Raw genomic sequence first — 18,035 nt, 5'->3', positions numbered from 1 at the left:
GATTTACTTCAAGTAAACCCCAGAGTGGTCACACCGCCGATAAAAGAGGTGACCTCGCGTGAGCGACTCGAGAGACGTTCTCGTCTCAGAAGGTCGACACGCAACTGCGTTCCACCGTGAGCTCGGAAACAGCAAGCTCGCACGGTGCGGGAAGAACGCGCAACATGACCGCGAGTTCGTCCGCGTCTCACTCCAGGAGGCCATCGAGGAGTACGAGCGCGACCCCTGTCCCCAATGCTCCATCCCGGACGACTGGATAGGCGTCGACACCGGTGAGGGACTAGTCGCGGACGGAGGTCACCTCGAGGTGACGCTTACCGTCGCTCGCGACGACGATCGTCTGAGCGCCCTCGTCGACGGCGACGGTTTCGCCGTTCTCGGGACCGTCGACCGGGACACCCGTCCCGAGGAGGTCGCGAGCATCCTAGACGAGGTCGAGCGAGAGCTCCGAGCGCTAACCGAACGCGAGCCAACCCGTGAAACCGTCCGCGCCGACGGGGGTGACCAACGGTGACAACCACCTGGAGGTGGGACGACGAGCTCGCAGGCCCACCGACGACCATCCCTGAGTCCTGGAGCCGACTCGGACACCATGAACCCGTCGAGCCCTACCAGCGCGAGGTATACGCCGTCGAGGTCCGGCTCGGACCGCTCCTCCTCTGGACTGTCGACGACGCCGGTAACCCCGTCGACGGACCCCACCAGGACAAACCCGCCGCCCGTGTCGTGTACGCGACCGCGGACGGAAAGCGTGCCCTCGAGCGCGTGTACGATGCAGAACGCGGTCGAAATGGTTGGACTCCCGAGCGCGAGGAGTTCGTCGCGACGACTGGTGTCGCCCCCGAGGACCTCAGCAAAGTCCAGAGAAAGAAGCTCCGGGACACATTCGCCAGCATAGTTGACGATCGCTACCGAGCCCAGGATTCCGGAGGCGACCGTTCAGAGCGCCTCGTCGCGGACGGTGGAATTGTTGACAGACTCTCTAATCGAGACCTCGCAAGTTGTCCCGAGTGCGATACTCTCCTCAACGTAAACGTTTCACCTGAGGGTACGCGCTACCGCTGTTGCGAGTGTAACGATTGGATTCCGACCAAGGAGGTGATTCGGTGAGCTCCTCCCTCGAGACGACGTCGAGCGTCCGAGCCGGGAACAACGCGGAGTCCGCCGTAATACAGAGCATCCCCGAGCTCGAGTACGTCCCTGGAGACGAGCCAGGTATCCCCGACGCTCGAGTCTCGACCGTCCTCTCCCCCTCGCCGCGCCTCCCCTTCGTTGGCGTGTGCGTCCTCGAGAAAGGGACCGACGTCGAGATAAAATCCGCCGCCGCGGTCGTCAACCAGACGCAACGCCGCGGACGCTTCAACCTCAGGAAACGACAACACGACTCCCTCCTGGAGCGCGCCGGCTCGTACCTATTCGCCGTGTGTGAGCCGCGACCCGAGCGACCCGTTATCGCCATGAAGATCGTCCCCGCGACGATCGTCAACGACGTCGTCGGCTCCTGGATACCCATTGAGGACGACTCCAGAAGCGAGGTCGCGTACGCACAACTCACCTGGACCGCGATTTTCGACGTCTCGGAGGTCGAGGAGCCATGAGTTCCGGACAGTTTGAGGTCGACTGTTGTCCTCATTGCGGGGGGACGTCGTACTCGGTTCGCTCAGGGACGAAACACGTCGGGATGAGCAAGAGAAACCCCGAGCACCCGGACTCGAGGTACTACTGCAAAGACTGTCAAACCGGGTTTGACGAGCTCGCGACGAAGGAAACCCACACTCGCGGAGGCAACTCCCCACTCGGAGCGAAACTCGCCGCCATGAGCGCCGACGAGGTCGAGGAGGCACTCTCAAACGCCAGAGCCGACAGCGAGGGGGGAGACGCATGAGCCCAACCGGGGACCTCTCCCGAGAGCTCGACGTCGCCGGGAAGGACCCGCTCCGATACCTCAACCGGAGCCTCCTGGACGACGAGAACGCTCGAGAGCGAGCGCGAGCGCGTATCCGCGGACTCCGCGACCTCAAGGAGGTCAACGCCTGGATTAGCGTCGAAAGGAAACTCCAGCGCGGACCACGCTCGACCGTCCTCGACTGGCTCGAGAAGCGACGAGACGAGGTCCTCGACCTCGGGATATACGACCTGGACGAGTACCTCCAGGAAACCGACCTCGCGGAGACCGAGTCGTACGGGAGCGTCTGTCGAATCCTCCGCGAGACCGACGACGGATACGAAGCCGTCGACCCGAGCACTCGCGGACCTCGCGTAACCACCGAGCGACCCTCCCTCGAGGCTTTCAAAGCTCGTCGCGACGAGCGCGAGAAGCAATCTTCCCCGGACGCTCGCGAAGAGCCCTCGACGCCCGACGTCGACACCGTCGGACTCGAGGACCAGGTGGCTATCGCCGATGGAGGCGATGCCAACGAGCAGGGGCTCACCAGCGACCAACTGGCTGAGTGCCCCGATTGTAATGCTGACCTCGTCGAGCATCATATTAACGGAGAGCTCGGCCTCTGGTGTCCCGACTGCCGGACCTTCCCGCTCCAGGGTGGTTCAGAGTGACCAGCTCCGACCCACCGTCTCGGCCGTACCACTTGCTTGTCTATGCGGAACCCGCCGACGTCGTCCAGAATCTCCCCTCGAGAACCGACCACGACCGCCCTTATTGGGACCTGACCAGCACCACCGACGCCAGCGACGAGGGGATGATTATCTATTTCACCGATGGATCGACGCTCTGGGGCTCGGGAACTATCTTTGACGTCGACGGAGAACGAATCTGGTTCGATCGCCTACGGGTCGGCCAGGAAGCGGCTGACTACCCCTATCCAATCGAGCAGATTCAAGAAGGATTCGCGTACCTCGAGGACTGGGGGGTCTGGAAATGACCCGCGAGCAGCGGGTTCACGCGGGCGACGAGAAAGACGTCGACCTCTCCGACGTCCGCGCCGAGGACCGAAACGCTGAGCAGCGCGCCGAGTACTTGCTCTCGGGTGACTACTCCACCTCTGCCGACGATCGCGATGAGGACCAGGACGACCACAAGGACGTCGAGCCGCTCAACCGCGACAAGGACCTGGACGACGCCGTCCTCGACGAGGCGACCGGTCGACGCGAATACCTCGCTGGACAAACCCACGAGCACAATGCACACCTACTGTTCGCCGACGACCAACTCGACGACGGACTCACTCCCTTCTTCGCCTTTGTCCGCCAGTTCGAGCCCGCCACCGTCGACGACGACGGAACCATCACCACTCCCGCCCTCGATGACGTCGACCCGTTCGAGGCCGCCGGAACCACATGGGACGTCGACCGACTCGCCGATTACGACGACCCCGACGATGCCAAAGGAACGGCGAAATACTGGCCGGGAGGTATCGCCACACGCGACGACGACGCGGGCGACACATACTACGAGTACAACCTTCCAGTATACGACATCGACGACGAAAAGCGAAATCGAAGAATCAACTTCCAGATACGCCCGTCGCTCCCCGACGCTCGACAGCCCAACGGTGACCGAATTAATGCGATGCCGGTCGACCTTCCCGAAGGAGTGAGGGTCGAAATCAACGCGTCCAACGTCGACACACACGACATAGTCGACGTCCTACAAGCACTCATTGCGGAGATGGGTGCTCGACCCGGGTTCTATTCTCGAGAGAACATTCACCCCTGGTCAAACGTCTTTGGCCTCGCAATCTACGTGCGAGTGCTACGCGACCTGGCCGACGATCTCCTCGTCGGCCCAGACGACGGCCTCCTCGAACGACTCGCACAGTTCTCCAGCCGACGCGACGGTCGCGGCGAATACAAATGGAACAACGAACGAGTCACCGGACAGCGGTCCGCAGTCGCTCTCAATCCAACCTCCCTCAATCGTCTCTACGGAGACCACGCCGTCGGAAAACTCCTCAAGAGCTACCTCCTCAAACACGCCAGCAAGACACCGAATGACCCCGACGTTGCACCGACCGACCACCCGAAACTCGAGGTCCAATGGAACCGAGAGCACACACCGAACGACCTCACCGTCCGCTGGTTCGACGACCACGCCGACGACGGAGAAATCGGACGCGAAACACTCGAGGCAGAACTACGCACCTACCTCCTCAACTGCCTTTCTTGGGCCGGCCTCCCCACCTCCCCTGATGACGGCGTCTTCGTCGACGACGACCATTTCGACCAGGCAATCCTCACCAACCAGGACGACGCCGACCGACTCCAACTCGTCGGCTGCCCCATCGACCAAGTAGTCGAGCATGAGCGATCCGTCGCGACAAGAGAGCTACTCGCGAATCCTCCCACCGAAGCCGAGTCCGACGTCCTCCGCGCCGCGAGCGACGGCGGACGATACGACGGACTCGACGACCTCGCCGACGCCGCCGACCGGTCGACCAGTACCGTCTCACGGACCCTCAGAAAATTCGAGCGTCTATTCGAGCGCGTCGACGGTGTCTCCGTCGCCGACAGCATCGTCCGCGACCGACTCAACGAACTTTTCGCGACACTCGACTCCGCCGTCGACCGCGTCGAGCGCGGACTCTCGCACCTCGCAACAGCCAACCAGCAGGTCGACGACGACAGCGCCTTCGGTAAGTGGGCTCGACGCTATGGTGTCGACCTCGTCGACGATCGCGACGGCCTCGAGCTCCGTCTCGCCGCTGGGAACTTCTCACTCTACGAGCTCCACGTCGTCCTCAGGTCCGGCTACCAGGCTGCGAAAGACACAATCGGAATCGACGAGCTCCGATTCTTGGACGCGGGAATCACCTACCACGATGCTGACGGCGATCGTGACTCTCTGGACCGAATTGCCGTTTGGCATGGCTCGTCCCTGAAACTCCGCGGTCGCGAGGACGTGTTCGCACTCGACTGACGCCCTCCGGCAGAGTGGCAACACTACCAATTCCCCTTTTTCTTTAAATACCCTGACCGCGCGCCAGACACATACCTATTGCATTTCAGATAACTATCGGCTGGTCTCGTCCTCCGATCGCCCAACACTCCTGGACCTGCTTTCACCGACCGGGTGGTCCCCCTTAGGGGGGTGAGGATAAGACCAAAGGTCAGCAAAAACCCGCACCGCAGCCGCGCGGCGGGGTTCTACCTGAAGCACTCGAAACGCACCCATCTCCAAGTGTCAGGGTTTGGGTAAACCGGGGAAAGCCTTTTGCGGAACACATCAACCAGAATGTATGGTTCACCCCTCAGACAATTGGGAAGAAAAGACGAATGGGTATCAATGCCCAAACTGTAAACTGCGAATCGCTGAACTTCACCATAACCGGAGTGACGAGGTAAACAAATGGGCGGTCGACATGTTTTACGGCACTCAGCACCAGCGTATTCTCGGGTTTAAAGACCCGAGACTGGCTTGGGAGGCTGCAAAGATACTCACTCACTATATCGATCGGCTCGGTGGTCCCATGCCCGCCCTGGCAGATATGCGCCCTTCATACGGAGAAGAGAGGGAAATACATCTCGGAGAGACCGTTGAGGACATGCGAAGTCGTGAAGCGATTGAGAAACTTCTCGGTGGGAACGCTGTCAACCTCGAGGAGTGCTTCCCTCAAGAGGAAGGAATGACCAACTGAGAATTTTGCTTACTGTCTTGATATATAAGACCATCTAACAACTGCTGACACCTTCGCTGTCTTGCGTTTCCAAATGAGTTGGAATAGTACTTACCAGCGACGCGCGTCGTACCGTATATAGAATAGGGTACGCGCGATATATTGAGGGAGCGAGAGTCGACGCCGACTCACAAACTTGAACGACAGTACGGGGAGTAGGGGGCCGCTCTGTCCGCCCCGAATCCACGGAGAAACCTTCGGGAACCATGCTCCAGGACCATAGCGACGACGATCGCCGTCAACTCGCCCAAGTCTTAGCTTAGTCGAGCTCTCGAAACACCGCGTCCCAATTGATGTTGTCGAGCGCGTCTCGACCGACGGGAGTCAAGTGGTACAACTCGCCCTCTTTTGTGAGACATGGCCTGAGCGCGTTCTCGTCCTTTCTCATGTACTGAGCAATCATTGGTTTCGAGACGCCGGAGAGTGTCGCCATGTCTGAGTACGACGAGACCTCCTTGTTTCGGACCGTGTCGAGGACTCGTTCATACTTCGCAACCGTCGACCGCTCTCGGGAGAGCCACTCGCGGAGCGCGCCGTGTACTCCGTGTTTCTGATAGAGCGCGTTTTCCTCCCTCTCCTTTGCGACGTCCGTCGAGACGAGGTCCAATTGCCGTTGCTGGTCCGCGACCGCGACCGGCGTCGGACGGAGGTCCTGAGCGAGCTCGTACTCCCGCCGCTCCTCCAGGACCTCGAGGAGGACCTCCTCGTCCAGGTCGCCGTCGACGTCCCCGACGATCGCCTCGACGTCCTCGACGCGGAGATACCACTCGTTGCGAGCCGGCGGAGCCTCCTGGAGCCGTCCCTCCTGGTCGACGTACTCGTCTCCGCCGTCCCACGCCTCCGCGTCGACGTCCCGGAGCTCGACGCGGAACCCCATAGCCAACCCGTACCGAGCCAGCCACGGGAGGTCTCCGAGCGAGAGCCCGCAACGAGCGCCGGTCCAGTTAATCGGCCAGACCTTCTTGTCCGGGAGTAACAGGAGTCCCCAACCCGTCGGGAATTGACGGAGTTGCCGTCGCGCCTCCTGGTCGAACGCGAATCCCGCGGACTCGAGCGTCCGAATCTTCTCCTCACCCATTTTCAGGAGGATTTTGATAGGCATATTCCCTCTAATGGGCATATAGACGTCTCTCAGGTATTGCGTCGACCCGAGCAACAGGACCCGACGACTCCCTCCCTGGCTCGTCAGGAAAAAGAGCGTCTGGCGGGTTGCCTTTGCGATCGTTGAGTATTTCGTCCGCTCGAGGCGCGACGGCGCGAGCTCCTTTATCTCCCGAATCTCGACCGCGACTCGCGGGAGCCACGGATTCGCGTCCCGAGCCGTGTAGATTTGCCGAAGCCAGATATTCTCAATCAGGTATTTGAGGTGCTCGTCGCCGTCCGGGAGAAAGTTACAATTGAGCGTCGCGACGTGCTCCTGGTCCTCGAGGACGTCGACCATGTCGAGGTTGGTGTCCGCGCCAGCGTCGCAAAGGAGTCCCTCGCTCGCGAGGAGCATCAACGACTGAGCACACTCCCGGAGGACCTTGTCCTCTCCGAGCTCGTACGTACGCGTCGCGCTCGAGACCTCGCTCTCCTTGTCCTCGAGGTCGTCCTGGTCCCGGAGCTCCGTTACCGTAATCTCCGCGGAGGTGTCGTCCGCGTACGTCTCCAGGAGTTGAATCAACTCGTCAACCGAGCCGCTCCCGCCAGGACCGCGGACCTCCTCGAGCGCGTGTTTGATACGTCGCTCCGTCGAGCCTTCCGGATTGACTCCGGAAAGTTGAGCGATCGTCTCGACCGAGAGCGAGTCGACCCCGAACGTAAACGGGACGTGATTCGCCGGGAGCTCGTCCGGGAGACCGACCGCCGGGACGTACACTTTCGTCGGATACCCCTTCGGTGTCTGGCTAAACTCCTCGAGACTCTGTTGAATCGGCTCCTCGTCGTTCGGGACCGCAATCATGGAGGTCTCAAACCGACCGTCGTCATGGAGCGAGACCCACTTGTACCCATGCTCGTCTTTCAAATTCCCCGAGAGACGAGCGATTAGCGAGTCCTTCCCCTCGCGAGGGTTGGCAATCGCGAGGATATGCTCACAGTCCGTATGCGGTATCTCGGTTGTCCGGTCCTCTATTGACGCCGTCGAGCTCTTGCCGATACGGACTCGACCGATAGGCGTCGGCTCTCCCTCGACTGGTGAGCGAGCGCCGCGGACGTCCAGTTTCTCCAACCGGACCGGAGCGTACCGCGTCCCGTCCGACGCCGCGTAAATCGTCCCGATTGCCTCCGACACCTGGACGAGCGTCCGGTACTCCGCGACAACCGGGACGTCGACGTCGTCTCCCTCCCGCCACCGCTCGCGGAGTTGACGGAGCCGATGATACGAGACCTTGACCCGTGTGTCGAGCCCGTCATGCGTCGGAGCGAGGACCTCCTCGAGCCGCGGGTCCTCCTCGACCTGGAGCGCGAGCTCGTCCAGGACCTCGACCGGCTCCCGATCGGTCTCACCCGCGAGCGCCGCCTCGACCTCGCTCATGAGCTCGCGCGTCCGCGCTCGAGCCTCTCGACGCCTTTCGTACGCCGCCTCCCGAACGTGTTTCGCGACCTTGTTTCGTATCGCCGTGTCCGTGTCGGTCGTGTCCGTCGGTTGTATCTCCTGGTAGTTTTCACTCATGATTCTGATATTTCTTCAATCACGCCGTCTCACCCCGATACCCGAGCGAGTCGACGTATATCGGGTCCTCCTGGAGCTTGTCCGAGACGTCCGGGAGCTCGTACATCGGGTCCCATTGAGCGTAATTCCGAAACGCGGACGCGAATTGAGCCCGGACCTCCCCGTACTCCGGAGGGAGCGGGTCCGAGCGGAGCCGAACCGCCGTCACCGTCTCCGAGCCGTCGCCGTCTCGAGAGACGTCAATCTCTTGCTCGACCAGCGCCGCCGGGACCAGGTCCCGGTACGCCGACCGGACCAGGTCCGGGTCATGTCCCTGGCCGGACCGACCAGGACCGACGCGTCGACGCCTCATGTCGTGCTCGACGGTGTCCTCAATCAACTTTGGTTTCGGGACCATTTCCCGCTCTCCGACGATCGCGAGGAGTCGCTCTTGCACTTGATGGAGCTCCGCGTCCCGGAACGCCGCGAGGTCCGGACGCATATTCTCAATCTCCTCAGCCTGTTTCTCCATGACCGATGGAGAGACCTGGAGCCCGTTGAGGACCTCGTACGCTCGGTCCGCAACGTGTCGAGCAAACTCCTGTTTGTCGTCATGTACGTACCGACGCGGCTCCTCGTCCCCGAGCCACCCGTAATAGAGCGTCGTCTCCGGGACCTCGACCGCCTTGACCAGGACCGCGAGCTCGGCAAACTGGATACCCTCTCGGTCCTGGCGGAGCGCCTCGAGGCGACGGGAGCGTTTCCACCCTATTCGGAGATAGTTGAGCGTCCCAACCAGGAGCGCGACCGCTCCAATTACCGGATAGAACCAGAACGAGACCCAAAACTGGACCATGACGAGGAGCCCGAACGCCGTAACTGCCGCCGGGAGGACGAGATACCAGCCGAGGTCTCGGAAACTCAACGTCGCCGCGAGGTCGAGTTTCATCAACTTGAGGTCCTCCCGCCAGGAGTCGCGAGACTCCGCGACGGCGTCCGGTCCGCCAGCGGACCCGCCAGCGGACCCGCCAGCGGAGCCGCGAGAGAGACGTCTCGCGAGCCAGCGTCCGACCAGGAGCGCGAGGACGACCGCGCCCGTCGCGACCGCGTACGCGAGCGGTTGCCGGAGGAGCTCGAGTTGGTCTTTCGTTAGAATCCCGAGCCCGAGCGCCGGTCCGTACGTCACCGCGACGTGATACCCGCCCGCGGAGACGCCGACCACCAGCGCGAGCTTGACGACCGCGACGACGATCGCGAGGAGCCGACCCGCGACCCGTTTCGCGAGCGACGGCGTCGGGTCGACCGACTCCTCCGCCTCCTCGAGCGGGTCAACGTCCCGTCCGCCGTCCGCGATTGCCTCCGGGTTGATAGTGATACGATCGTCCTCACCGCCGTCCAGCGCCGCGAGGATTCGCCGCTCTATGTCCTCCGGGTCGTCACCCGAGAGCCCGACGACTCGCGTCGAGCCGTCCGGCGACTTTGCCTCGTACGCCAGTCGACGGACCGACTTGACCATGTACCCGACGACGTCCGCCGCCTGCTCAGCGTACCGACGATCGCGGAATATCAAGAACCGACGGAGGAGGAAAATCAGTCCGACGACCCATGTCACCGTCGACGTCGCGACGACCAACACGGGACGGAGGACCGGGAGCGACGACCCGCCGGTCTCGAGCCCGCGCGTCGACGCGAGGTAAACACCCGCGACCGCGACCGAGAGCGCGAGCATGACCACCAGGAGGAGGACTCGTTGCGGGAGTCGCTCCGGAGGACCCATTACTCGACGCTTCAGCCGCTCGAGGAGTCCGACGTCCGTCATTAGTCGTCACCCGGAGCCGGTGCTCCGCCTCCCATGTCCTCAGCCGCGTACCGGGATATGTCCCGGCTCTCGTCCAACTCGTCAATCAACTCGCGGACGTCCTGGAGCGTCTCACCATAGACGTGTTGCATCCCGTACTCCGCGACCATGCGACGGAGCGCGAGTTTCCCATGCGAGAGAGCAATCTCGACCGACGGGAGCCGATGGTCTCGACACACCGCCTCGAGCCAACTCGCGTCAATCGTCTCGACGTCCAGGTCCGAGACACCGCCGACGTGTTTCGTCTCACCGTCTCGACGGACCGGGAACCCCTGGCGGAATAGCTCCGCGAGACCCGCGACCGTGTCGACGCCGAACGCGTCCCGCCAGTACACCTCTCCCATTTCACCGACCCCCTTGAGCTCGGAGAGAGGCTCCTCAGCCGCCGTCTGTTGAGCCTGTTTCCACTTAATCCAGAGCTCTTGTCGCTTCCGAGCGGACTTACCGGCGTCGTTGGTGAGGAGCTCGAGCATGGCTCGGTTGCGGGAGAGCATCCAGTACGTGACGATCGCCGCAATCGCGAGGATGCTCGCGATACCGAGCGGATTCGCCAGGATACCGAATACCGACCCCATGAGCCGGATAGCCTGCTCGACAAACAGGGAGTTGAGGAGTTGAGCCGTCTCCTTGACGTCCGTGTAATGGGACTCCGCTCCCTCCGGGTCTCGGTCGTACCCCGCGTCCTCCGCGTCGTCCAGTATGTCGAGGATTAGCGGACGGTACTTACGCATTTCAGCCGAACCGACGTCGACGCTCGTCCGCTCCGCGTACAACTCGAGCGTCTTACTGGAGCCGTCCGAAAAGTACACCTCGAGCGTATAGAGCGACTGGCTCCCTACTGGAGCCGCGTCAGGATCGTACGAGACGCGGACCTGGCGACCTCCCTCGAGGACCGTCGCCGTCGCTTTCGGTTGCCGGACCGCGACCTGGTCGACCGGCTCCGAGAACGAGAAGATTGCGAAAGGTCCCGACGTGTTGTACCGCTCTCCCTGTTTCGCCGTCTCGACGGAGAGGTACTCTGGCTCAAACTGGACCGGGAGCACTCGGACCGCCTCCGCCGTCGACGGTCGTCCGTCCGTTGGTGGCTCACTCGAGCTCGAGGACGTCGAGACCGGCGTCGGTGTCGGTGTCTCCGTCGCGTTGCTCTGAGAAGCCACAGATTGCTCGCTCAGCGCGTCGAGGTCGTTACTGGTCGAGAGTCCAGCCGCCGCGACTGGCGACGCGACGGCGCTCAGGAGGACCAGGAGCGAGAGGAATACGAGCGCGCCTCGTTTCATGCCTCAACCCCTGGCTTCTCACCGTTCTCTCTCGAGTCCTTCCGGTCCCGAGACGTCGACTCCTGGACGTGAGCGACCGAGCTCTTAACCTGTTGACTGAACCGGTCGAAATCGTCCAGGAGCTCTTGTCTGTCGCGATATTCGTCGTTCTTGATTTGCTTTCTCATTTTTCGGATTTGTGTATAGAGCTCCGCGTTGGTGGCTTTCACACCCTTCAACTCCGCCTTCTGTCGTTTCTGGAGCTCCCGGATTTGCGTCGCGCGCTCGTCCGAGAGCGAGTTGGGACTCGCGTACGTCAGGTCCGAGAGCGAGTCCCCCGAGAGGACCTCGTCGCCGTTCTCTCGAGTCGTAATGATGTACCCCGAGCCGTCCGCGAGCTCGTCGCCGTGACTCGGGACGAGGTGCGTGATAACGTCCGAGAGCGGTTTCTCTCCCGCTCGGAGCCGTCGGTCCTCACCTCGTTGCCGATACTTCCAAAACAACCCCAGGAGCCTCGAGTCCGCGACCTCCGGGACTCGGACCGCTCCATCCCGGACGCTCGCTCGCGCCTTCGCGTACGGGATTTTCTCAACGAGATTGCGTCGACCGGCTCGCTCGTACGTGACGAGGAGGTGTCCGATTTGGTCGTCCATGTAGGATTTGATTTTCACGCCGCCAGCAATCCCGACGATCGCGACGAGCGCGTACCGGACCTCCCGAGTAACGTACTGTTGGACCGGACTCCCGGTTTTCATGACCTGGTACGCCGCAATCGCGACACCGAGCGCCATGAGGACGAGCGAGGCGACAAACACCTTCATGGGTGTCGACCAGGCTTTGAGCCGCTTCCGGACCGGGACGTTGAAGTCCTGGTTTCGAGCCGCCAGGTCCTCCCGCTCGTCAGCCGATTGCTCGTTGGTCGAGTCCGGCTCAAAGTAGCCCGAGCGAGCCAGCCAGAGTATCGCGCCGACGATCGCGACGACGACCGCGACTCCGAGACCGACCTCGAGGAGGAGCGACGTCTCAGCCATTACCGCTCACCTCCGTCGGTCGCGACCTCGACGTCCTCACCGGAGACGTCCGCCGGGTCGACGTGTATCGCGTCGAGGACCTCCGAGACGAGCGCCTGGCCCTCCCGCATAAAGTCCTCATGCTCGTTCTCGTACTCGTTGAGGTACGCCGGGATTCGCGTACACCCGACGTCTCGAGCCTGTTGCTGGTAGATACGTCGCGCCTCTTGCTCCGTCTCCGCCTCCTCGAGGCGACGCTCCCGCCAGTCCGTCTCAACGAGGTCCAGGAGAACGGGGCAACTCGAGCCGTAATGTCGACACTCCTTGCACTCGTCAGGAAACGCGTCCTCTCCGCGTTTCTGAGCCGTCGAGTGATACATCGGATACTCCTCGAGGAGCTCGTTGAGGCGTTGCTCGACGTACCGCTCCGCGGTGTCCGCCTCCGTCAACTCATGCGACTCGTCAATCCAGTCGGTGATTCGCGAGCGGAGGTCGTCGTCCTCGACGTACCCGCGATAGAGCCGGAGCTCGCGTCGAATCTCCGCCTTCTCACCGACGTCCTCGCTCTCGTTAATCATCGGCGTCGACCTCCTCGAGGCTCGTCTGGACCTCCTTGCTCGACCGTTGGAGGACGACGTCGCTCTCCTCCAGGTCGAGCTCGAGCGCGTCGCTCGTCAGGACGACGACGTCTCGGTTACATCGGGTCGTCACTACCTGGATACGATACCCGTCGCCGGGATTGAAGGGAAACGTCGAGTCGTTACCGACGCGACTCGGGACGTATATCCGTTGGTAGTCGCCGCCGCCGACGCCCTCGACCTCTCCGGTCGCGGACCTCACCATACGGGACCACCTCCCGCGTTTGGAGAGTCCTCTCCAAACCTCGTACCAACTCTTTTGGAAAACTCCGCCGCTTCCGTGTTGTGTTGTGTCATGAATCGTAAGAATCACTCCGCGACTCGCTTACGGAGCCGCTTCTTGGTTGCCGCGCCCTTCGCCAGCCAGATGTACGAGGCTATCAGGAGGATTACAATCCCGATGATAACGAAGCCTCCAACGATCGCGAATACACCAGCAAGTATCCAGAACGTCGCGCTCAGAAACCCGACGGCGTCGTACGTCGCGTCCGCCGGTCCCTGGCCGAGACGACGATACGCGTACCAGCCGGCCAGGAGAGCGCCGACGATCGCGAGGACCGCGAGGACCGTACTCACCGTCCTCCCTCCTCGCGCTCGAGGCGCGACCGGACCTCGTACATTTTCCCGCGCTCTCCCTGTCGACGTTTCTTCTCCATGTCGAGGAGCTCGCGACCGCCGTACGTCACCGCGAGCCAGAGTATGACGAGACCGAGCGCGAAAGCCCAACCCGCGGGAGACAACAGGACCGGGATGAGGAGGAGTAACGCGACTCCCCAAACAACGTATGTAAAGGCGCTCGTCATGCGACCGCCTCACCTCCGTCGACCGTGAAAGGGAGCTCCTCGAATATGTCGACACCGCGGGTTATCCCGCCGATGTACCGCTCCGCGGAGTACCTCGCCTTGTCGAGCGGATTCGGGTCCGCGGTAAACGTGACCTGACCGTCGCCGGCTCGAGCCTCGTCCGAGAAGTGAAACGTCACCGAGTCCGCGCTCTCCGTGTAGTACACCGGCTCGCTCGCGTCCTGAGTGACCTCGCGAGTCTCACCGTCGACCGTGTAACTCGCCTGCCACTCCTCGACGCGTTGCCCGTCGTTCTCGAGGTCGACCGTGATACGCGAGGCGTCTCGCGTCGGTCGTATCTCGTACGTCTTTTTCTCGAGTTTGTCCGAGCCCCACCAGTCCGAGATACCGGAGAGGACTCCCGAGCCCTCGCGACGAGCCGCTCCCGTCCAGGAGAGCGACTCGACGCGGACCGACGACGGAGCAAACGTCGCGTTGGCTCCAGCCGGGAGCGAGAACGTCACTCGCGTATAGACCACGCCGCTCGAGAGATTCTGAGCCGCCCGCCAGCGCGCGTCATGCTCCTCCGAGTTACTCGAGACCGTCCCGAGGTCCGCGGGAGAGACGACGTCGCTCGCGATCGTCACCTCGTACGAGACGCAATACCCGTTGGGGTTTTCGGCTCGCAACCGGACGAAGCCGGTCGCGTCCTCGACCGAGACGAGCGTATTCTGGACCCGGCTCGCTACCTTCCCGGTCGAGTTGAAGGTCTCGACCGCCTCGTCCGTCCGAAACGCGTCATGTCGGACCGACTGGTCGCACTCCGACGCCGTCGCCGCGGACGTCGAGCTCGAGACCGGGACCGGGACCGCAACCGTCGCCGTAAGTAGCATGACCATGATAATCCAGGTTAGTCTCGTTTCCATAGTGGGACGTCTCTATCTCGGAGTTTGTTTCCGCGAGCCGACTCAAACCGGTCGTTGACCCACGGTACGAGCCGCCAGAGCCCAACGAGGAGCCCGATTGCCGGCGGAATAGCCAGGACGAGCGACCAGCCGAGAGTAAACGGTGTCGCGACGATCGCGATAATAATCAGCGTCACACTCGAGAATACTTGCTCTCTCGTCGTCCCGCGACCCGCGGCTCGAGGTATCAGGTACAAGAGCTCCTGCAAGAACGAGACCACTCCGTTCGGGAGGACCTCGTCCAGCGCGAAGGAGTCCGCCAGTCCCCGAGCGTTTCGCGCCGTCCCTCGAGCCTGGTCCTCGACACCGTCTCGAGTCCGCGAGACGACCTCGCGAGCTCGCTTACCTGGCATACGCCACCTCCGACGACCGCCACGCGATCGTCAAGACCAGCGACGGGAGGAGTCCCGCAACCGCTCCGAGAAGTACGGTTGTTGTAATCGTCAACAGCGAGAATACGTTGAACCCCGTCCAGAATACGAGACCGAACGCTCCGAGCCCGAGACTCCCGGAGACCGTGATTACGACCCAGAGGACCAGGAACCGAGCGACGTGTGTCGCTCCGTCCTGGAGGTACTCCCGAGCGAGTCGTGTCTCGACGCTCATGAGCTCGAGTCACCTCCGGAGCACTCGCCAGACGACGGATAGAGCGACGTGTCGACGTCGTCTCCGTATCGTCCTTTGAGTCGAGCCAGGTACGAGGCGTCGAGGTCCTCGTTCGGCTCCGCGTACTCCTCGACAAAGTGCTGGAGCTCCTCGTACGAGGACTCCGCCGCGAATCCGCATACCGTGACGGTCTCGTCCGCCGTCCGGTTGGTCGACTCGACCATGCGAGTCGAGACGTCTCCGCCCGACTCGTTCGCCAGGACGTACCGCGTCTCCTCCTCACCGTCGAGTTTCCATGTCACCTTGACCGTGTGATTCCCGGTGAAATTGCCGCGCTCGTTGACGTACGCCTCGAGCGTCTCGTTGTGACTGTTGTAGTACGTCGTTACCGCCGACGCCTCCTCGACCGCGGACGTCTCCTCTGGCGCGAGCGCCGGGACGGACTCCGCGAGGAACGACGGGACCCGTTTCGACGTCCAATGTCGAGCTCGGTCCGCCGCTCCCGATGCGAGCGCCCAACCCGCGCGAGCGTAGTCGGAGACCGACGTCTCACCGTCGTCCCCGAAAACGCCCTCGAGGATTCGGTCCTCCGTGTCCGTCTGAGCCGCCGCCGGAGCGACGACCGCCGTTGTAGTTACCCCCGTAACGATAACGACGATCGCGACCAGCGCGCGGAGCGAAAAGCGAGCCACTACTGGCTCACCTCAGACGTACGGGACCGTCGCCGCGGTTGCGTCCCATGCGCCGAACGCCGACCACATGGTCCCGAACGCGTACCCGGAGTTACCGGTCCCGCGGATGTTGAGCGTCCGGACCTCCTCGTAGTCCTCACCCGACGGGTTGACGGTGAGCGTGTCCGAGTCAGGGTTGTAAACGACCGTCGTCCCCTCCGCGTCCTCCGGGGCTTCCGTGTCGTACACCTTGTGCGGGATACCGTTGACGAAGATCGTCGCTCCCGTCATCCACTCGCCGCTCTCGGTCGAGTCAGCCGCCGCGTCGTACGCGTCCGCCGCGCTCGAGTTGTCCATGACGACGTCGACGGTCGTGTTGGTCCCGTCGACAGTCGTGTACCCGCTCCAGGTCGCGACCGAGTCCGAGTCGTTCTCGTCGTCAGACCAAAACGCGAGGTCCGACGAGGAGACGCCGAGGAAACCGCTCTCCTTCTCCTCGATCGTCAGTCGGTCCGCGACGAGCGACGTCATGGCCGCGCCGTTCTCGGTCGTCTCGTCCGTGACGATCATGACCGCCTTCGGGTCGTCGCCAGCGTTGGAGAACGTGACGCCGGTCGCGTTGAGGACCTCGTCGCCGCTCGTCTGGTTGATAACCTGGACGTCGTAGCTCGCGCCGTCGACGTCTCGAGGCGCGTCCCCGAGCTCGTCATGCGAGACGTTGAAAGCGTAGTGGCCGTTGGTCGCGTCCGTCGTCTCCGCGGACGTGTTCTCATAGACCACGTAGTCGACGCCGTCCTGAGCCGGCGTGATTCTGAGCGTCAGGTTGTCGGTCGTCGCGTTTTTGACCTCGAACCAGGTCGAGTTACCAGAATCGCCGTAATAGACGTCGATGCTCGTCGTTGTGGTGTCGACGTCTGAGGTTGTCGTCGTTGCGTCCGTACCTGAGGTGTCCCATGCGATCGCCGCCGCGCCCGCTCCGACCGCGGAGGTCAGGAGCATCGCGACCGCGAGAGCCGCCAGGACCCTCCGAATCTTGTCGTGCATTGTGTGTTGTGTGTTGGTTTTGAGTTGGTTGAGTGCCGATACGAGCCGCCAGCGTCGCCTCTCAGCGACTCCCTGGCGGGGGGACCGGCGGAGGCAACCACCCACCGGACCACCGAGCCCGCGCTCGAGGCGCTCGCGAGCTCGTTACCATACCTGGACCTCCTCGACGTCCGCCGTCGACGTCGCTCCCGAGAGCCCGAGGTTGAACCAGAGCGACTTGAGGAGCGCGTCAACGTAGTTGCCGCGAGTGTGTCGCCACCAGGTCTCTCGTCCGAGCATATCCCACGGGTCCCACGGTTGCGAGACCGCGAGCGACTCCTCGAGCCCGTTGCTCAGCCAGCCGCTCATGCTCGAGAGGAGGTTTTCCGTCTGGAGCCGTTCTCCCGGCCAACTCCCCTGATAGAGGTAATAATGGTGGTACGTCGGGTCGACGCGGAGCATCGGTCGCCGGTCCGCTCGGTCCGCGTACTGGAGGACGTCGGGACGAGCCGACCCCCGAAACCAATGGTACGCCGCGTAGTCGACGCGAGCGACCTCTCCGGTCGTCTCGTCGTACCAGACGATAACCGGCTCATGGTCTCCGAGGTGCGAGTCCGCGCTCGAGACGCCCTCCTGGTGGGAGTACAACGTCCAGCCGTACACCGCGTTGAGCGAGCTCTCCGAGTCCGACGCATGGACCGCGTGAAACGCAATCGGCTCCGGGTCGACCTCCTGGAGGACGAGTTGCGGTTGGTACTCCTGGATTGCCGCCTCGTCGTACTCGAGGACTATCTCGCGACCACTCGAGTACGTCACCGTCGCCCGCGTCTCCGACTCTTGCGTAAACTCGCCGCCAGCCGGTCGCGACGTCTCCGCCGACGCCGTCGAGCCGACGATCGCGAGCGCCGTCGCTCCCGTCCCCGCCCGGAGGACGTCCCGACGAGTTGGCCCCTCCATT

22 protein-coding genes are annotated in these 18,035 nt (G+C 62.8%); 8 read left to right on the top strand and 14 right to left on the bottom strand.

Features of this window, described 5'->3' with window-relative positions; all coding sequences use genetic code 11:
• Positions 1-58: 58 nt before the first annotated feature.
• The 8 genes from NL112_RS15730 (at position 59) to NL112_RS15695 (ending at position 5,594) form a co-directional block, all read left to right on the top strand.
• Entirely contained in the window at positions 59-514 is a 456-nt protein-coding gene (locus tag NL112_RS15730; protein WP_255149798.1) for a hypothetical protein, read from the top strand.
• Positions 511-1,110, top strand: coding sequence for a hypothetical protein (locus NL112_RS15725; protein WP_255149797.1), 600 nt, complete (start codon positions 511-513; stop codon positions 1,108-1,110). Before NL112_RS15730 ends, NL112_RS15725 begins: the two co-directional genes overlap by 4 nt.
• Positions 1,107-1,598 (top strand): PD-(D/E)XK family putative nuclease, encoded by a 492-nt coding sequence (locus tag NL112_RS15720; RefSeq protein ID WP_255149796.1) that lies wholly within the window; start codon positions 1,107-1,109, stop codon positions 1,596-1,598. Before NL112_RS15725 ends, NL112_RS15720 begins: the two co-directional genes overlap by 4 nt.
• Positions 1,595-1,885, top strand: a complete 291-nt coding sequence (locus tag NL112_RS15715) for a hypothetical protein (RefSeq protein ID WP_255149795.1) — start codon at positions 1,595-1,597, stop codon at positions 1,883-1,885. The genes NL112_RS15720 and NL112_RS15715 overlap by 4 nt, the downstream gene beginning before the upstream one ends.
• Entirely contained in the window at positions 1,882-2,556 is a 675-nt protein-coding gene (locus tag NL112_RS15710) for a DUF8129 domain-containing protein (protein WP_255149794.1), read from the top strand. Before NL112_RS15715 ends, NL112_RS15710 begins: the two co-directional genes overlap by 4 nt.
• On the top strand, positions 2,553-2,882 hold the full coding sequence (locus NL112_RS15705; RefSeq protein WP_255149793.1) for a hypothetical protein: 330 nt from the start codon (positions 2,553-2,555) through the stop codon (positions 2,880-2,882). Before NL112_RS15710 ends, NL112_RS15705 begins: the two co-directional genes overlap by 4 nt.
• Positions 2,879-4,876, top strand: coding sequence for a DUF7845 domain-containing protein (locus NL112_RS15700; RefSeq protein ID WP_255149792.1), 1,998 nt, complete (start codon positions 2,879-2,881; stop codon positions 4,874-4,876). Before NL112_RS15705 ends, NL112_RS15700 begins: the two co-directional genes overlap by 4 nt.
• Positions 4,877-5,195: 319 nt before the next feature.
• A complete protein-coding gene (locus NL112_RS15695) occupies positions 5,196-5,594 on the top strand; it encodes a hypothetical protein (RefSeq protein ID WP_255149791.1) in 399 nt (132 codons plus the stop codon).
• A gap of 298 nt (positions 5,595-5,892) precedes the next feature.
• On the opposite strand, the gene NL112_RS15690 is transcribed toward NL112_RS15695, so the two are convergent.
• The 14 genes from NL112_RS15690 to NL112_RS15625 all read right to left on the bottom strand — a co-directional run bounded on the left by NL112_RS15690 (position 5,893) and on the right by NL112_RS15625 (position 18,034).
• Complete coding sequence (locus tag NL112_RS15690) at positions 5,893-8,289, bottom strand: hypothetical protein (RefSeq protein ID WP_255149790.1); 2,397 nt, start codon at positions 8,287-8,289, stop codon at positions 5,893-5,895.
• A 19-nt stretch (positions 8,290-8,308) separates the two neighbouring features.
• Positions 8,309-10,087, bottom strand: a complete 1,779-nt coding sequence (locus NL112_RS15685) for a hypothetical protein (RefSeq protein ID WP_255149789.1) — start codon at positions 10,085-10,087, stop codon at positions 8,309-8,311.
• The gene (locus NL112_RS15680; RefSeq protein ID WP_255149788.1) at positions 10,087-11,403 is read right to left on the bottom strand and encodes a hypothetical protein; all 1,317 of its coding nucleotides are present in this window, start codon (positions 11,401-11,403) and stop codon (positions 10,087-10,089) included. The genes NL112_RS15685 and NL112_RS15680 overlap by 1 nt, the downstream gene beginning before the upstream one ends.
• Positions 11,400-12,413, bottom strand: coding sequence for a hypothetical protein (locus tag NL112_RS15675; protein WP_255149787.1), 1,014 nt, complete (start codon positions 12,411-12,413; stop codon positions 11,400-11,402). Before NL112_RS15675 ends, NL112_RS15680 begins: the two co-directional genes overlap by 4 nt.
• Entirely contained in the window at positions 12,413-12,970 is a 558-nt protein-coding gene (locus tag NL112_RS15670) for a hypothetical protein (protein ID WP_255149786.1), read from the bottom strand. Before NL112_RS15670 ends, NL112_RS15675 begins: the two co-directional genes overlap by 1 nt.
• Positions 12,963-13,235 (bottom strand): hypothetical protein, encoded by a 273-nt coding sequence (locus NL112_RS15665; RefSeq protein WP_255149785.1) that lies wholly within the window; start codon positions 13,233-13,235, stop codon positions 12,963-12,965. The genes NL112_RS15670 and NL112_RS15665 overlap by 8 nt, the downstream gene beginning before the upstream one ends.
• A gap of 104 nt (positions 13,236-13,339) precedes the next feature.
• Positions 13,340-13,606, bottom strand: a complete 267-nt coding sequence (locus NL112_RS15660; protein ID WP_255149784.1) for a hypothetical protein — start codon at positions 13,604-13,606, stop codon at positions 13,340-13,342.
• The gene (locus NL112_RS15655; protein ID WP_255149783.1) at positions 13,603-13,833 is read right to left on the bottom strand and encodes a hypothetical protein; all 231 of its coding nucleotides are present in this window, start codon (positions 13,831-13,833) and stop codon (positions 13,603-13,605) included. Before NL112_RS15655 ends, NL112_RS15660 begins: the two co-directional genes overlap by 4 nt.
• Complete coding sequence (locus tag NL112_RS15650) at positions 13,830-14,711, bottom strand: hypothetical protein (protein ID WP_255149782.1); 882 nt, start codon at positions 14,709-14,711, stop codon at positions 13,830-13,832. The genes NL112_RS15655 and NL112_RS15650 overlap by 4 nt, the downstream gene beginning before the upstream one ends.
• A gap of 11 nt (positions 14,712-14,722) precedes the next feature.
• On the bottom strand, positions 14,723-15,130 hold the full coding sequence (locus NL112_RS15645; protein ID WP_255149781.1) for a hypothetical protein: 408 nt from the start codon (positions 15,128-15,130) through the stop codon (positions 14,723-14,725).
• Entirely contained in the window at positions 15,120-15,383 is a 264-nt protein-coding gene (locus tag NL112_RS15640; protein WP_255149780.1) for a hypothetical protein, read from the bottom strand. The genes NL112_RS15645 and NL112_RS15640 overlap by 11 nt, the downstream gene beginning before the upstream one ends.
• Complete coding sequence (locus tag NL112_RS15635) at positions 15,380-16,075, bottom strand: hypothetical protein (RefSeq protein WP_255149779.1); 696 nt, start codon at positions 16,073-16,075, stop codon at positions 15,380-15,382. The genes NL112_RS15640 and NL112_RS15635 overlap by 4 nt, the downstream gene beginning before the upstream one ends.
• Positions 16,076-16,087: 12 nt before the next feature.
• Positions 16,088-17,098, bottom strand: a complete 1,011-nt coding sequence (locus tag NL112_RS15630) for a hypothetical protein (protein ID WP_255149778.1) — start codon at positions 17,096-17,098, stop codon at positions 16,088-16,090.
• Positions 17,099-17,242: 144 nt separating this feature from the next.
• Positions 17,243-18,034, bottom strand: coding sequence for a hypothetical protein (locus NL112_RS15625; protein WP_255149777.1), 792 nt, complete (start codon positions 18,032-18,034; stop codon positions 17,243-17,245).
• Position 18,035: the final 1 nt, after the last annotated feature.

This window comes from Halorarius halobius, assembly GCF_024298865.1.
Classification (GTDB): domain Archaea; phylum Halobacteriota; class Halobacteria; order Halobacteriales; family Haloarculaceae; genus Halorarius; species Halorarius halobius.
This window is presented reverse-complemented; position numbering and strand designations above follow the sequence as displayed.

Coding starts and splice junctions, on each gene's coding strand:
- NL112_RS15675 (WP_255149787.1), bottom strand. CDS start 12,413: ATGGCTGAGACGTCGCTCCTCCTCGAGGTCGGTCTCGGAGTCGCGGTC.
- NL112_RS15700 (WP_255149792.1), top strand. CDS start 2,879: ATGACCCGCGAGCAGCGGGTTCACGCGGGCGACGAGAAAGACGTCGAC.
- NL112_RS15680 (WP_255149788.1), bottom strand. CDS start 11,403: ATGAAACGAGGCGCGCTCGTATTCCTCTCGCTCCTGGTCCTCCTGAGC.
- NL112_RS15645 (WP_255149781.1), bottom strand. CDS start 15,130: ATGCCAGGTAAGCGAGCTCGCGAGGTCGTCTCGCGGACTCGAGACGGT.
- NL112_RS15695 (WP_255149791.1), top strand. CDS start 5,196: ATGGTTCACCCCTCAGACAATTGGGAAGAAAAGACGAATGGGTATCAA.
- NL112_RS15650 (WP_255149782.1), bottom strand. CDS start 14,711: ATGGTCATGCTACTTACGGCGACGGTTGCGGTCCCGGTCCCGGTCTCG.
- NL112_RS15710 (WP_255149794.1), top strand. CDS start 1,882: ATGAGCCCAACCGGGGACCTCTCCCGAGAGCTCGACGTCGCCGGGAAG.
- NL112_RS15625 (WP_255149777.1), bottom strand. CDS start 18,034: ATGGAGGGGCCAACTCGTCGGGACGTCCTCCGGGCGGGGACGGGAGCG.
- NL112_RS15640 (WP_255149780.1), bottom strand. CDS start 15,383: ATGAGCGTCGAGACACGACTCGCTCGGGAGTACCTCCAGGACGGAGCG.
- NL112_RS15665 (WP_255149785.1), bottom strand. CDS start 13,235: ATGGTGAGGTCCGCGACCGGAGAGGTCGAGGGCGTCGGCGGCGGCGAC.
- NL112_RS15655 (WP_255149783.1), bottom strand. CDS start 13,833: ATGACGAGCGCCTTTACATACGTTGTTTGGGGAGTCGCGTTACTCCTC.
- NL112_RS15685 (WP_255149789.1), bottom strand. CDS start 10,087: ATGACGGACGTCGGACTCCTCGAGCGGCTGAAGCGTCGAGTAATGGGT.
- NL112_RS15630 (WP_255149778.1), bottom strand. CDS start 17,098: ATGCACGACAAGATTCGGAGGGTCCTGGCGGCTCTCGCGGTCGCGATG.
- NL112_RS15690 (WP_255149790.1), bottom strand. CDS start 8,289: ATGAGTGAAAACTACCAGGAGATACAACCGACGGACACGACCGACACG.
- NL112_RS15670 (WP_255149786.1), bottom strand. CDS start 12,970: ATGATTAACGAGAGCGAGGACGTCGGTGAGAAGGCGGAGATTCGACGC.
- NL112_RS15715 (WP_255149795.1), top strand. CDS start 1,595: ATGAGTTCCGGACAGTTTGAGGTCGACTGTTGTCCTCATTGCGGGGGG.